This is a genomic window from Actinorugispora endophytica (genome assembly GCF_004363075.1).
GTDB lineage: Bacteria > Actinomycetota > Actinomycetes > Streptosporangiales > Streptosporangiaceae > Actinorugispora > Actinorugispora endophytica.
Window position 1 is genome coordinate 19,959 of the sequence record NZ_SNYN01000030.1, and the last position, 14,216, is coordinate 34,174.

A 14,216-nucleotide genomic window follows, 5' to 3' on the forward strand; every position below is an offset into this window, starting at 1 on the left:
ATGACCGCCACTCCTACTGAGACCTACGTCGACGCCAGCGGCGGCGACTGGGACGAGGTCGTCGCGGCCGCCCAGCGCGGAAACGCCGAGCGGCTCGTCGTCAACATGGGCCCCCAGCACCCGTCCACCCACGGGGTGCTCCGGCTCATCCTCACCCTCGACGGCGAGACCGTCACCGAGGCCCGCGTCGGCATCGGCTACCTGCACACCGGCATCGAGAAGAACATGGAGTACCGGACGTGGACGCAGGGCACCACGTTCGTGACCCGCATGGACTACCTCACGCCGATCTTCAACGAGGCCGTCTACTGCCTCGCCGTCGAGAAGCTGCTCGGCGTCACCGACCGGATCCCCGACCGCGCCAACGTCATCCGGGTGATGATGATGGAGCTCAACCGGATGTCCTCGCACTTCGTCGCGATGGCCACGTTCGGCATGGAGCTCGGCGCGACGACCATCATGACCAACGGATTCCGCGAGCGCGAGCTGGTCCTGGACATCTTCGAGATGGTCACCGGCCTGCGCATGAACCACGCCTACATCCGCCCCGGCGGCGTGGCCCAGGACCTGCCGCCCGGGGCGGTCGGCAAGATCCGGGAACTGCTGGTCGAGATGCCCAAGCGGCTCGACGACATGCGCAAGCTCCTGGACGCCAACCCGCTGTACCTGGCGCGCACCCGGGACGTGGCCTACCTGGACCTGGCCGGGTGCATGGCGCTGGGCGTCACCGGGCCGCTGCTGCGTTCGGCGGGCCTGGCCTGGGACCTGCGCAAGGCCAAGCCCTACTGCGGGTACGAGAACTACGAGTTCGACGTGCCGGTCTCCGACGGCGCCGACGTCTACGCCCGCTACCGGGTGCGCATGGCCGAGATCGACGAGAGCCTCAAGATCGTCGAGCAGTGCCTGGACAAGCTCGCCCCCGGCCCCGTGATGATCGAGGACGCCAAGATCGGCTGGCCCGCCCAGCTCGCCATCGGCGCCGACGGCATGGGCAACTCGCCCGCGCACATCGCGCACATCATGGGCGGGTCCATGGAGGCGCTCATCCACCACTTCAAGCTCGTCACCGAAGGGTTCCGGGTCCCCCCGGGCCAGGCGTACGCGGCGGTGGAGGGCGCCAAGGGCGAACTCGGCTGCCACGCGGTCAGCGACGGCGGCACCCGCCCCTACCGGCTGCACTTCAGGGATCCCTCGTTCACCCACCTCCAGGCGGTCGCGGCGATGTGCGAAGGCGGCACGGTCGCCGACGTCGTCGCCGCGGTGGCCAGCATCGACCCCGTGATGGGAGGCGTCGACCGATGAGCGCGCCCGAGACACCCCCGACCCCCCGGGACGAGACCGCCGGGGACGTCTTCTCCGGCGAGAACCGGGCCCGCCTGGAGCTCGACGCCAAGGACGTCATCGCCCGCTACCCCAAGCCGCGGTCGGCGCTGCTGCCGCTGCTGCACCTCGTGCAGTCGGAGGAGGGCTTCGTCAGCACCGCCGGCATCGCCTTCTGCGCCGAGCAGCTGGGCATCACCACCGCCGAGGTCACGGCCGTGGCGACGTTCTACACGATGTACAAGCGCCGCCCCGTCGGCGACTACCACGTGGGCGTGTGCACCAACCCGCTGTGCGCGGTGATGGGCGGCGACGAGATCTTCGCCGGGCTCAAGGAGCACCTGGACGTCGGCAACGACGAGACCACCGCGGACGGCAAGATCACCCTGGAGCACCTGGAGTGCAACGCGGCCTGCGACTTCGCGCCGGTCGTGATGGTCAACTGGGAGTTCTTCGACGACCAGACCCCCGAGTCCGCCAAGAAGCTCGTCGACGACCTGCGCCTGGGCAAGGACGTCAAGCCCACCCGCGGCCCGAACAGCCTGTGCACCTGGAAGCAGGCGTCCCGGGTGCTGGCCGGGTTCGACGACGGCCGCGCCGCGGAGGGCCCCCAGGCGGGCGCCCCCTCGCTGGCCGGGCTCGAAGTGGCCCGGGAGCGCGGCTGGCGCGCCCCCGAGCCGGCGGCCGCGCCCGCCCCGGCAGACGAGGAGGACGCCGAGTGACCACCCTGACCCCCATCCTGTCCAGGAACTGGGACCGGCCCGACTCCTTCACGCTGGCCGCGTACCGCGAGACCGGCGGCTACGAGGCGCTGCGCGCCGCGCTGGGCATGACCCCCGACGCGATCGTGGACCTGGTCAAGGCCTCCGGGCTGCGCGGCCGCGGCGGAGCGGGCTTCCCCACCGGGATGAAGTGGGGCTTCCTGCCCAAGGACAACCCCAACCCGCGCTACCTCGTGGTCAACGCGGACGAGTCCGAGCCGGGCACCTGCAAGGACATGCCGCTCCTGCTGGCCAACCCGCACGCCCTGGTCGAGGGCATCGCGATCGCCTCCTACGCGATCAACAGCAGGAACGCCTTCGTCTACGTGCGCGGCGAGGTCCTGCACGTCATCCGGCGGCTGCGCAACGCCGTCGCCGAGGCGTACGAGGCCGGGCTGCTCGGCAAGGACATCCTGGGCAGCGGCTTCGACCTCGACGTGGTCGTGCACTCCGGCGCGGGCGCCTACATCTGCGGTGAGGAGACCGCCCTCCTGGACTCGCTGGAGGGCTACCGGGGCCAGCCCCGGCTCAAGCCGCCGTTCCCCGCCGTCGCCGGGCTGTACGCCTCGCCGACCGTGGTGAACAACGTCGAGTCCATCGCGAGCGTGCCCGGCATCGTCGCCAACGGCGCCGACTGGTTCACCTCCATGGGCACCGAGAAGTCCGCCGGGTTCGGCTTCTTCTCGCTGTCCGGGCACGTCACCCGGCCGGGCCAGTACGAGGCCCCGCTCGGCGTGACGCTGCGCGAGCTCCTGGAGATGGCGGGAGGGGTCCGCGACGGGCGCCGCCTCAAGTTCTGGACACCGGGCGGCTCCTCCACGCCGATCTTCACCGAGGAGCACCTGGACATCCCGCTGGACTTCGAGTCCGTCGGCGCGGCCGGGTCGATGCTCGGCACCCGGGCGCTGCAGATCTTCGACGAGACCACCTCGGTGGTCCGGGCCGTGCGCGGCTGGATCGAGTTCTACGCGCACGAGTCCTGCGGCAAGTGCACGCCGTGCCGCGAGGGCAACTTCTGGATGGCCCAGGTACTGCGCCGGATCGAGGCGGGGAAGGGCACCGAGGAGGACGTCGCCAAGCTGCTCGACATCTGCGACAACCTGCTCGGCCGCTCCTTCTGCGCCCTGGGAGACGGAGCGACCAGCCCGGTGACCTCGGCGATCAAGTACTTCCGGGAGGAGTTCATCGCGGGGACGCACACCCCCGCGTGGGAGCTCTTCCCCTACCAGCGCACCACCCGCTGGGCGAGCGAGTCCGTGGAAGAGGACGCCTGATGACAGTCACGACCAACACCACCGCGGGCGGTCCCCCCGCGGTGCCGCCGGAGGACCTGGTCACCGTCACCATCGACGGCTTCGAGGTCAGGGTCCCCAAGGGCACCCTGGTGATCCGCGCGGCCGAGCTGCTCGGGATCCAGATCCCGCGCTTCTGCGACCACCCGCTGCTCGACCCGGTCGGCGCGTGCCGCCAGTGCCTGGTGGAGATCCCCGACATGGGCAACGGGCGCGGCATGCCCAAGCCGCAGGCGTCCTGCACCATCACCGTCATGGAGGGCATGGTCGTCAAGACCCAGCTCACCTCGCCGGTCGCGGAGAAGGCCCAGCGCGGGATCATGGAGTTCCTCCTGATCAACCATCCGCTGGACTGCCCGGTCTGCGACAAGGGCGGCGAGTGCCCGCTGCAGAACCAGGCGATGGCCAACGGCCAGGGCGAGTCCCGCTTCACCGACGTCAAGCGGACCTTCCCCAAGCCGATCGCGCTGTCCACCCAGGTGCTCCTGGACCGCGAGCGCTGCATCCAGTGCGCCCGCTGCACCCGGTTCTCCGCGCAGATCGCCGGGGACCCGTTCATCGAACTCCTCGAACGCGGCGCCAAGGAGCAGGTGGGCATCGCCGAGGGCCAGCCCTTCCAGTCCTACTTCTCCGGCAACACCGTGCAGATCTGCCCGGTCGGCGCGCTCACCGGCGCGGCCTACCGGTTCCGCTCGCGCCCCTTCGACCTGGTCTCCACCCCCAGCGTCTGCGAGCACTGCTCCGCCGGGTGCGCGCTGCGCACCGACCACCGGCGCGGCAAGGTGACCCGGCGCCTGGCGGGGGACGACCCGCAGGTCAACGAGGAGTGGAACTGCGACAAGGGCCGGTGGGCGTTCACCTACGCCACCGGGCCCGACCGCCTCAAGCACCCGCTGGTGCGCGACGAGGACAGCCGCGCCCTGGAGGTCGCCTCCTGGCCCGAGGCGCTGACCACCGCGGCCCGCGGCCTGGCCGCCGCCCGCGGCAGGGTCGGGGTCCTCACCGGCGGGCGGCTCACCCTGGAGGACGCCTACGCGTACGCCAAGTTCGCCCGGACGGCGCTGCGCACCAACGACGTCGACTTCCGGGCCCGCCCCCACTCGGAGGAGGAGGCCGGGTTCATCGCGGCCCGGGTCGCCGGGCGCGGGGTCGAGGTCTCCTACGCCGACCTGGAGAAGGCGCCCGCCGTCCTGCTCGCCGGGTTCGAGCCCGAGGACGAGGCGGCCGTGGTGTTCCTGCGGCTGCGCAAGGCCGTCCGCAAGAACCGCACCCGCGTCCACTCGGTGGCCGCGTTCGCCAGCCGGGGCCTGGTCAAGACCGACGGGACCCTGGTCCCCGCGGCGCCCGGCGACGAGGCGCGCGTCCTGTCCTCCCTCGGCGAGGTCGCGCCCGAGACGCTGGAGGCGCTGCGGGCCGAAGGCGCCGTCATCCTGGTGGGCGAGCGCCTCGCCGAGACCCCCGGCGCGCTGTCGGCGGCGGCCGCCCTGGCCGACTCCACCGGCGCCCGCCTGGCCTGGATCCCCGGCCGCGCGGGCGACCGCGGCGCGGTCGAGGCCGGCGCGATGCCCAACCTGCTGCCGGTGGGCCGGCCGGTCTCCGACGACGCGGCCCGCGCCGAGGTGGCGCGCGCCTGGTCGGTCGCCGACCTGCCCGCCGGTGAGGGCCGCGACACCGCGGGCATCCTCGCCGCGGCCGCCGCCGGAGAACTCGACGCCCTGCTCGTCGCGGGCGTCGACCTGGACGACCTCCCCGACCCCGAGGCCGCCCGGGCCGCGCTGGCGCGGGTGCCGTTCGTCGTCAGCCTGGAGCTGCGCGCCAGCGGCGTCACCGACCGTGCCGACGTGGTGCTCCCGGTCGCCGCCGTCGCCGAGAAGTCCGGAACGTTCGTCGACTGGGAGGGGCGCGGCCGTCCGTTCGGCACCGCCCTGAAGGTGCCCGGCGCGCTGTCGGACCTGCGGGTCCTGTCCGCGATCGCCGACGAGATGGACGTCCACCTGGGCCTGCCCGACCCCGAGGCCGCCCGCCGCGAGCTCAGCGGCCTCGGCGGCTGGAAGGGGACGCCGCTGCCCACCCCGGTCGACCGCCCCGCCCCGGCCGCCGCCCCCGGACAGGGCCAGGCGGTCCTGGCCACCTGGCGGCAGCTGCTGGGCGAGGGCCGGATGCAGGACGGCGAACCGTACCTGGCCGGAACCGCGCGGCCGGCGGCCGCCCGGGTCTCCGCGGCCACCGCCGCCGAGATCGGCCTGGCCGACGGCGGCGTGCTGCGGGTCGAAGGGCCCGCCGGGGCGGTGCGCGTCCCGGCGATCGTCACCGAAATGCCCGACCGCGTGGTGTGGCTCCCGGCCAACGCCGCCGACTGCGCGTCCCGCCGGGACCTCGGCGCGGGCATCGGGGCCGTGGTGTCCCTGGCCGCCGACAGCGGGGTTCCCGTCGGGGCAGCGACGAGTGCTGGGAGCGAGAAGTGACACCGACGACCGAAACGGCGGCGGCCGTCAGCGCGCGGGCGCTGGACCTGGCCGCCGAACCGGGCCTGGAGGCGTTCGGCAGCGATCCCTGGTGGATCGTCCTGATCAAGGCCGTGGGCATCTTCGTCTTCCTGATGGTCTGCGTGCTGATGATGATCATGGCCGACCGCAAGGTGATGGGCCGGATGCAGCAGCGCCACGGCCCCAACCGGTTCGGCCCCTGGGGCCTGCTGCAGTCCCTTGCCGACGGCGTGAAGCTGTCGCTCAAGGAGGACCTGATCCCGCGCACCGTCGACAAGGTCGTGTACATCGCGGCGCCCATGGTCGCGGCGATCCCGGCGTTCATCGCCTTCTCGGTGATCCCCGTGGGGCCCGAGGTGTCGATGTTCGGCGTGCAGACCCGGCTGCAGCTCACCGACCTGCCGGTCGCGGTGCTGCTGGTGCTGGCCACCGCCTCCATCGGCATCTACGGCATCGTGCTCGCCGGGTGGTCCTCGCGCTCGCCGTACCCGCTGCTGGGCGGCCTGCGCGCCTCGGCCCAGGTGATCAGCTACGAGATCGCGATGGGCCTGTCGTTCGTCGCGGTGTTCATCTACTCCGGGACGCTCAGCACCTCGGGGATCGTCGAGGCGCAGCAGCCCGTCTGGTTCGCGGTCATCCTGTTCCCGTCCTTCGTGATCTACCTGATCACGATGGTCGGCGAGACCAACCGGCTGCCCTTCGACCTCGCCGAGGGCGAGGGCGAGATCGTCGGCGGGTTCATGACCGAGTACTCCTCGATGAAGTTCACGATGTTCTTCCTCGCCGAGTACGTCAACATGGTCACCGTCGCGGCGCTGAGCGTCACCCTGTTCCTCGGCGGCTACCACGCGCCGCCGCCGGTCACCACCTTCTGGCCGGACGCCGGCGAGGGGTGGATGGGCGCGGTGTGGTGGCTCGGCAAGTTCCTCCTCGTCATGTTCCTGTTCATCTGGCTGCGCGGCTCGCTGCCCCGCATCCGGTACGACCAGCTCATGGCGCTGGGCTGGAAGGTGCTGATCCCGATCCAGCTGGTCTGGATCACCGCGGTGGCCACCATCCGGGTGCTGCGCAACGAGCAGTACCCGCCGTACGTGACGGCCGTCGTCATCGGCGTCTTCTTCGTGCTGATCGTCGCCGCGCTCTGGGCCTGGGGGCGGTCCGCCGAACGGGCCAGGGCCGAGTCGGACGCCGAACTGGAGGCCGAGCGCCGGGCCATGCGCGACAACCCCATGCACGGCGGATTCCCCGTGCCCCCGATGACGGCTCCGCACTACGGCAGCAGCGTGGCCGCGGAGGAACCCCGTTTCCAACCGGCCTCGGCCCACGAGCGTGAGGAGGTTTCCGGTGCTTGAGTGGCTCAATCCCGTCAAAGGGTTCGGCGTCACCTTCCACACCATGTTCAAGAAGGTGCCGACCGTCGAGTACCCGGAGGTCAAGGCGCCCACGATGCCGCGCTTCCACGGGCGGCACCAGCTGAACCGATGGCCCGACGGCCTGGAGAAGTGCATCGGCTGCGAGCTGTGCGCCTGGGCCTGCCCGGCCGACGCCATCTACGTGGAGGGCGGCGACAACACCGAGGAGGACCGCTTCTCCCCGGGGGAGCGCTACGGACGCGTCTACCAGATCAACTACCTGCGCTGCATCCTGTGCGGGCTGTGCATCGAGGCGTGCCCCACGCGGGCGCTCACCATGACCAACGAGTACGAGCTCGCCGACGACAGCCGCGAGAGCCTCATCTTCACCAAGGAGCAGCTGCTCGCGCCGCTGCTGGAGGGGATGGAGGCGCCGCCGCACGCGATGCGGCTCGGCGAGACCGAAGAGGACTACTACCGACTCGGCAGCCAGGACGCGGACGCGGCGGCCCGCGCCGACGAGCGGAACAGCGAGGCTGTTCAGTGATCACCGTCCCCCTCCAGACCGCGGTTCCGTCCGCCCCCGTCGGGGGCGGCGAGACCGTGGCCTTCTACGTGCTGGGCACCGTCGTGGTGCTCGCCGCGCTCGGCGTGGTCTTCAGCCGCAAGGCGGTCTACTCGGCGCTGATGATGGCCGTCGTGATGATCAGCCTCGCGGTCTTCTACGGCATCAACGAGGCGCCGTTCCTGATGGTCGTGCAGATCGTCGTCTACACCGGCGCCGTGCTGATGCTCTTCCTGTTCGTCCTCATGCTGGTGGGCGTCGGGTCCTCCGACTCCCTGGTGGAGACGATCAGGGGCCAGCGGCTGCTGACGGCCGTCATCGCGCTGTGCTTCCTCGTCCCGCTGGCCACCGGCATCACCACCGTCACCGTGGGCGAGCCGGTCGGCCTGGCCGCGGGGGTGGCCGCCGCGGGCGGCAACATCCCGTGGATCGCCGGCGAGGTCATCTACCGCTACGTCATCGCCTTCGAGGCGACCGGGGCGCTGCTCATCACGGCGGTCCTGGGGGCGCTCGTCCTGGCCCACACGGTCCGGACCAAGAAGAAGCGCACCCAGCGCCACCTGTCGCAGGAGCGCATCCGCGGCGACCACGCGACGCCGCTGCCCGGCCCGGGCACCTACGCCCGGCACAACTCCATCGACATGCCCGCGCTGCTGCCGGACGGCTCGGTCTCGGAGCTCTCGCTCAACCCGGTGCTGGCCGCCCGCGTCCCGGAGGACCAGCGGTCCGTGCCCGAGGACATGCGCCGCGTCATCGGCGCGGGGCCCGGCGGCGGGCCGGACTCCGCGCGGTCCGGGGAGACCCGCGACAAGGGTGGGGACGACACCGGCGGGTCCGCGGCCGGTTCGGACAACGGCAACGGAGAACGGGAGGGCGAGGGCTCATGGACCCGATGAACTACATCGTGCTCGCGGCGGTCCTGTTCACCATCGGCGCCGTCGGCGTCCTGGTGCGGCGCAACGCGATCATCGTCTTCATGTGCGTGGAGCTGATGCTCAACGCGTGCAACCTCGCCTTCGTGGCCTTCGCCCGGATGCACGGCGGCATCGAGGGCCAGGTCATCGCCTTCTTCGTGATGGTGGTCGCCGCGGCCGAGGTCGTGGTGGGGCTCGCCATCATCATGCAGATCTTCCGAACCCGCAGGTCCGCGTCGGTCGACGACGCCAGCCTGCTCAAGAACTAGGGCGGGGGCACGACGATGACGCCAACCCTGGCCGCTGACGTGCACGCGGTGACCACCGCGGCCGACGGCGGCGCACTCTCCTTCGCCTGGCTGCTGATCGCGTTCCCGCTCGCCGGCGCGGCGATCCTGCTGCTGGGCGGCAGACGCGCCAACGCCTGGGGGCACTGGCTCGCCATCGCCGCGGCGCTGGCGAGCTTCGCCTGGGCGGTTCTGGGCCTGGTCGACCTCCTGGGCCGCGCGCCCGAGGGGCGCAGCGTCGCGGTCGAGGTCTACCGGTGGATCGAGGTCGGCGGGTTCCGGGCCGACGTGAGCCTGCTCGTCGACCCGCTGTCGATCACCTTCGCGCTGCTCATCACCGGCGTCGGATCGCTGATCCACGTCTACTCGGTGGGCTACATGAGCCACGACGAGAACCGGCGGAAGTTCTTCGCCTACCTCAACCTGTTCGTCGCGGCCATGCTCGTGCTGGTCCTGGCCGACAACTACCTGCTGCTGTTCCTGGGCTGGGAGGGCGTCGGCCTGGCGTCCTACCTGCTCATCGGGTTCTGGCAGCACAAGCCCTCGGCGGCCGTTGCGGCCAAGAAGGCGTTCCTGATCAACCGGGTCGGCGACATCGGCCTCCTGATCGCGATCATGCTGATGTTCACCACCTTCGGCACCGTCGCCTTCACCCCGCTGTTCGAGTCCGTCGGCGGCGCGGGACAGGGCGTCATGACCGCGATCGGCCTCCTCCTGCTGCTGGGAGCGTGCGGAAAGTCCGCGCAGCTCCCGCTCCAGGCGTGGCTCCTGGACGCGATGGAGGGCCCGACCCCGGTCTCGGCCCTCATCCACGCCGCGACCATGGTCACCGCGGGGGTCTACCTGATCGTGCGCTCGGGCCCCGTCTTCGAGGCGGCGCCCACCGCGCAGCTCGTGGTCACCGTCGTCGGCGCGGCCACCCTGCTGGCCGGCGCGGCCATCGGATGCGCCAAGGACGACATCAAGAAGGCGCTGGCGGGCTCCACCATGAGCCAGATCGGCTACATGGTCCTGGCCGCCGGGCTCGGCCCGATCGGCTACGCCGCCGCCATCGCGCACCTGGTCACGCACGGCTTCTTCAAGGCCGGGCTGTTCCTGGGCGCCGGATCGGTCATGCACGGCATGAACGACGAGGTGGACATGCGCAGGTACGGCGGGCTGCGCAAGGCCATGCCGATCACCTTCGCCACCTTCGGGGCGGGCTACCTCGCCATCATCGGGGTGCCGTTCCTGTCCGGCTGGTGGACGAAGGAGGGCATCATCCAGGCGGCGTTCGACTCCGGCGGCGTCACCGGGCAGATCCTGGGCTGGGCCACGCTGCTGGGCGCCGGGCTCACCGCGTTCTACATGTCCCGGATCATGTTCATGACGTTCTTCGGGAAGAAGCGCTGGGCCGACGACGCGCACCCGCACGAGTCGCCGTCCTCCATGACGGTCCCGATGATCGTGCTGGCCGTCGGCTCGGTGGCGCTGGGCGCGGTGCTGGTGTTCAACTACACCCTCGCCGGGTTCCTCGCCCCCGTTGTGGGCGCGCCGCACCACGAGTTCGACCTCGCGCACATGGTGACCAGCCCGTACTCGCTGATCGCGCTGGCGTTCATGCTCGTCGGCGTGGCGTTCGCGTGGGTGCGCTACGCCCGCGCGGACGTTCCGGTCGAGGCCCCCAAGGGGAACTTCGTCACCGTCGCCGCGCGCGAGGAGCTGTACGGAAACGCCCTCAACGAGGGCCTGTTCATGCGGCCCGGCCAGGTGGTCACCGCGGCTTCGACCGCCTTCGACAACCACGCCGTGGACGGCCTCGTCAACGGGGTCGCGCGCTGGATCCGGACCGGTTCGGAGAACCTGCGCCTGGTCCAGACCGGGTTCGCCCGCAGCTACGCCCTGACCATGCTCTTCGGCGCGGCCGTCGTCGTGGCCACCACGCTGGGAGTGACCTTTGCCTAGTCTCACACCCAGCCGAACGACCTCCCGGAGCGCACGAGACCGGCAGGTGAGGACCTAAATGACCATCCCCTGGTTGACACTCGCGATCGCGCTGCCCGCAGTGGGCGCGCTGGTCGTGGCGCTCATCCCGCGCGAGCGGGCCGAACTCGCCAAGCGCGTCGCGCTGGCCTGCACGCTGGTCGTGCTCGCCGTCGTCGGCGCGATGGCGCTGAACTTCGACCCCTCGGGCCCCCGCTTCCAGTTCACCGAGGTCCACCCGTGGATCGCGCGCTTCGGCGTGCACTACGCGGTGGGCGTGGACGGCATCGCGCTGACCCTGATCGGGCTGTCCGCGCTGCTCGTTCCGCTGGTCGTGCTGGCGGCCTGGAAGGAGCAGGAGGACGCCGAGGACCGGGGCAAGGGCTACTTCGCCCTCATCCTGGTCCTGGAGGCGATGATGATCGGGGTCTTCGCGGCCACCGACGTCTTCCTCTTCTACGTCTTCTTCGAGGCCATGCTGATCCCGGTCTACTTCATGATCGGGCGGTACGGCCGGGGCGGGGAGCGCCGCCGCGCCTCGATGAAGTTCCTGCTCTACAGCCTCCTCGGCGGGCTGCTCATGCTGGTCGCGGTGATCGGCGTGTACGCCTACAGCGCCCAGGCGGGCAACGGCACGTTCCTGTGGGCCGACCTGGTCGGCGCCGAGGGCCTGCTCGCGGGCGTGGACACCACGGCGGCCCGCTGGCTGTTCCTCGGGTTCTTCGTCGCCTTCGCCATCAAGGCCCCGATGTGGCCGGTGCACACCTGGCTGCCCGCGGCCGCCGGGAGCTCGCGCCCCGGGACCGCCGTGCTGCTGGTGGGCGTCCTGGACAAGGTGGGCACCTATGGCATGCTGCGGTACTGCCTGGAGCTGTTCCCCGGGGCCGCCGCGTGGTTCGTCTGGCCGGTCGTGGTCCTCAGCCTGGTCAGCATCATCTACGGCGCGGTCGTGGCGATCGGCCAGACCGACATGCTCCGGCTCATCGCCTACACCTCGGTGTCGCACTTCGGCTTCATCACGCTGGGCATCTTCGCGATGACCTCGCAGGGCCAGTCCGGCGCCGCGCTGTACATGGTGAACCACGGCTTCTCCACCGGCGCGCTGTTCCTGATCGCGGGCTTCCTCATCACCCGCAACAACGGGTCCGCGGTGATCGCGGACTACGGGGGCGTGCAGAAGGTCGCCCCGGTGCTCGCCGGCACCTTCCTGGTGGCCGGCCTGTCCAGCCTGGCGCTTCCGGGCCTCTCGCCGTTCGTCAGCGAGTTCCTGGTGTTCGTCGGGACCTTCACGGTCCTGCCGGTGCCCGCGGTCGTCGCGACCGTCGGCGTGGTGCTGGCCGCGCTGTACATCCTGTGGATGTACCAGCGCATGATGACCGGCCCGGTCCGGGAGAAGCTGGCGGGCATGGCGGACCTGTCCGGGCGCGAGGTGTGGGCGGTGGCCCCGCTCATCGCCGTCATCATCCTGTTCGGCGTCTACCCGCAGCCGCTGCTGGACGTGATCAACCCCGCGGTGGAGCAGACCATGCAGCAGATCGATGTCAGCGACCCCGCCCCGGTGCTGGGTGTCGACCAGGCCGGTGGCCAGGAAGGAGCAGGCGAATGATCCCGCTGGGCCTGCCGGAGCCGACGGCTCCCGCACTCACCACCCAGGCCCCCGACCTGGACTACTGGCTGCTGTCACCCCTGCTGGTGGTCTTCGCGGTCGGCGTCGTCGGGGTGCTCGTCGAGGCGTTCGTGGACCGGCGGCACCGCCGCCTCACCCAGCTGGTGCTGGCCCTGGCCGGCGTCGGCGCGGCGTTCGTGCTGACCCTCCTGCAGGTGGGCTCGCTGCCCGAGCAGGGCGCGGGTGTCGGTGTGGCGTTCGCCACCGTCGCGGTGGACCGGCCGACCCTGTTCTTCCAGGGCACCATCCTGGTGCTGGCCTTCATCAGCCTGCTGCTCATCGCGGAGAACCGCGACGGCGAGAGCGCGTTCGCCGCCCAGGCGGCCGCGGTTCCCGGAAGCGAGGAGGAGCGCGCGCACGTCCTCGCCGGATCGCAGCACACCGAGGTCTACCCGCTGGTGATGTTCGCGGTGCTGGGAATGCAGCTGTTCCCGGCCTCCAACGACTTCCTCACCATGTTCATCGCCCTCGAGGTGATGAGCCTCCCGCTGTACCTGCTGTGCGGTCTGGCCCGGCGCCGCAGGCTGTTCTCCCAGGAGGCGGCGGTCAAGTACTTCCTCCTGGGCGCTTTCTCCTCGGCGTTCTTCCTGTTCGGGATCGCCATGGTGTACGGCTACGCGGGCTCGGTGCACTTCGCCGACGTCTACGCGGCGGTCGGCGCGGGCGGTGCCGGGGTGATCGAGGACGGCGAGCCGCTGCTGCTGATCGGCATGGCGCTGATCGGCGTGGGCCTGCTGTTCAAGGTCGGCGCGGTGCCCTTCCACAACTGGAAGCCCGACGTGTACCAGGGCGCGCCCACCCCCATCACCGCGCTGATGGCCTCCTGCACGCTGGTCGCCGCCTTCGGCGCGCTGCTGCGGGTGTTCTACGTGGCCTTCGGCGCGTCGGTGTGGGAGTGGCGGCCGATGCTGTGGGTGGTGGCGATCCTCACCATGGTGCTCGCCGCCGTGATCGCGGTGACCCAGCGGGACATCAAGCGGTTGCTCGCCTACTCCTCGGTGGTGCACGCGGGGTTCGTCCTGACCGCGGTCGTCGCGGCCAGTGCCGACGGACTGGCCGGTGCGATGTTCTACCTGGCCGCCTACGGCTTCACCACGATCGGCGCGTTCGCGGTCGTCACCCTGGTGCGCGCCCCCGAGGGCGGGGCCGAGGCGGGCGACCTGGCGCAGTGGGCCGGCCTGGCCCGGACCTCCCCGTTCCTGGCCGGAGCGCTCGGCCTGTTCCTGCTGGCCTTCGCTGGTATCCCGCTGACCAGCGGGTTCATCGGCAAGTTCGCGGTGTTCGAGGCGGCGGTGGCGGCCGGGGCGACCCCGCTCGTGGTCGTGGGCGTGCTCAGCAGCGCGGTGACCGCGTTCTTCTACGTGCGCATCATCGTGCTGATGTTCTTCGCCGAGCCCGCCGAGACGGCGCCCCGGGTGCTCAGGCCGGGCGGGCTCACCGGAACGGTGATCGGCGTGGGGATCGCGGCCACCGTCCTCCTGGGCGTCTTCCCCGGGCCGGTGCTGGACAACCTGCTGCCCCAGCCGTCCGCGGAGGCGGCCGTCGGCACACAGCCCTCCGGGGCCGGGATCGTTCCGGAGGACATGTTCGTTCGGTAGGGATGGAGGGGTA

At 71.2% G+C, this 14,216-nt stretch carries 11 protein-coding genes; all 11 read left to right on the forward strand.

Features of this window, described 5'->3' with window-relative positions; translation table 11 throughout:
* From EV190_RS21595 to nuoN, 11 genes are read left to right on the forward strand one after another with little or no spacing between them, the layout of a single operon-like run.
* Nucleotides 1-1,302 (forward strand): NADH-quinone oxidoreductase subunit D, encoded by a 1,302-nt coding sequence (locus EV190_RS21595; protein WP_133743440.1) that lies wholly within the window; start codon nucleotides 1-3, stop codon nucleotides 1,300-1,302.
* On the forward strand, nucleotides 1,299-2,042 hold the full coding sequence (nuoE, locus tag EV190_RS21600) for an NADH-quinone oxidoreductase subunit NuoE (RefSeq protein ID WP_133743441.1): 744 nt from the start codon (nucleotides 1,299-1,301) through the stop codon (nucleotides 2,040-2,042). The genes EV190_RS21595 and nuoE overlap by 4 nt, the downstream gene beginning before the upstream one ends.
* Entirely contained in the window at nucleotides 2,039-3,355 is a 1,317-nt protein-coding gene (gene nuoF / locus EV190_RS21605) for an NADH-quinone oxidoreductase subunit NuoF (protein WP_133743442.1), read from the forward strand. The genes nuoE and nuoF overlap by 4 nt, the downstream gene beginning before the upstream one ends.
* A complete protein-coding gene (locus EV190_RS21610) occupies nucleotides 3,355-5,838 on the forward strand; it encodes an NADH-quinone oxidoreductase subunit G (RefSeq protein ID WP_133743443.1) in 2,484 nt (827 codons plus the stop codon). Before nuoF ends, EV190_RS21610 begins: the two co-directional genes overlap by 1 nt.
* Complete coding sequence (nuoH, locus tag EV190_RS21615) at nucleotides 5,835-7,211, forward strand: NADH-quinone oxidoreductase subunit NuoH (RefSeq protein WP_133743444.1); 1,377 nt, start codon at nucleotides 5,835-5,837, stop codon at nucleotides 7,209-7,211. Before EV190_RS21610 ends, nuoH begins: the two co-directional genes overlap by 4 nt.
* Nucleotides 7,204-7,758, forward strand: coding sequence for an NADH-quinone oxidoreductase subunit NuoI (gene nuoI / locus EV190_RS21620; RefSeq protein ID WP_133743445.1), 555 nt, complete (start codon nucleotides 7,204-7,206; stop codon nucleotides 7,756-7,758). Before nuoH ends, nuoI begins: the two co-directional genes overlap by 8 nt.
* The gene (locus EV190_RS21625; protein ID WP_133743446.1) at nucleotides 7,755-8,672 is read left to right on the forward strand and encodes an NADH-quinone oxidoreductase subunit J; all 918 of its coding nucleotides are present in this window, start codon (nucleotides 7,755-7,757) and stop codon (nucleotides 8,670-8,672) included. Before nuoI ends, EV190_RS21625 begins: the two co-directional genes overlap by 4 nt.
* Nucleotides 8,660-8,959 carry an NADH-quinone oxidoreductase subunit NuoK gene (gene nuoK, locus EV190_RS21630; protein WP_133743447.1) on the forward strand — a complete coding sequence of 100 codons (300 nt, stop codon included), beginning with the start codon at nucleotides 8,660-8,662 and terminating at the stop codon, nucleotides 8,957-8,959. Before EV190_RS21625 ends, nuoK begins: the two co-directional genes overlap by 13 nt.
* Nucleotides 8,960-8,974: 15 nt before the next feature.
* Nucleotides 8,975-10,921, forward strand: coding sequence for an NADH-quinone oxidoreductase subunit L (nuoL, locus tag EV190_RS21635; protein ID WP_133743448.1), 1,947 nt, complete (start codon nucleotides 8,975-8,977; stop codon nucleotides 10,919-10,921).
* A 58-nt stretch (nucleotides 10,922-10,979) separates the two neighbouring features.
* Nucleotides 10,980-12,545 carry an NADH-quinone oxidoreductase subunit M gene (locus EV190_RS21640; RefSeq protein WP_133743449.1) on the forward strand — a complete coding sequence of 522 codons (1,566 nt, stop codon included), beginning with the start codon at nucleotides 10,980-10,982 and terminating at the stop codon, nucleotides 12,543-12,545.
* Entirely contained in the window at nucleotides 12,542-14,203 is a 1,662-nt protein-coding gene (gene nuoN / locus EV190_RS21645) for an NADH-quinone oxidoreductase subunit NuoN (RefSeq protein ID WP_133743450.1), read from the forward strand. Before EV190_RS21640 ends, nuoN begins: the two co-directional genes overlap by 4 nt.
* The last annotated feature ends 13 nt before the right edge of the window (nucleotides 14,204-14,216 follow it).

Excerpts from the sequence above, each read along its gene's own strand:
- EV190_RS21595 (WP_133743440.1), top strand. The coding sequence starts at position 1 with ATGACCGCCACTCCTACTGAGACCTACGTCGACGCCAGCGGCGGCGAC.
- nuoE (WP_133743441.1), top strand. The coding sequence starts at position 1,299 with ATGAGCGCGCCCGAGACACCCCCGACCCCCCGGGACGAGACCGCCGGG.
- EV190_RS21610 (WP_133743443.1), top strand. The coding sequence starts at position 3,355 with ATGACAGTCACGACCAACACCACCGCGGGCGGTCCCCCCGCGGTGCCG.
- nuoK (WP_133743447.1), top strand. The coding sequence starts at position 8,660 with ATGGACCCGATGAACTACATCGTGCTCGCGGCGGTCCTGTTCACCATC.
- nuoL (WP_133743448.1), top strand. The coding sequence starts at position 8,975 with ATGACGCCAACCCTGGCCGCTGACGTGCACGCGGTGACCACCGCGGCC.
- EV190_RS21640 (WP_133743449.1), top strand. The coding sequence starts at position 10,980 with ATGACCATCCCCTGGTTGACACTCGCGATCGCGCTGCCCGCAGTGGGC.
- nuoN (WP_133743450.1), top strand. The coding sequence starts at position 12,542 with ATGATCCCGCTGGGCCTGCCGGAGCCGACGGCTCCCGCACTCACCACC.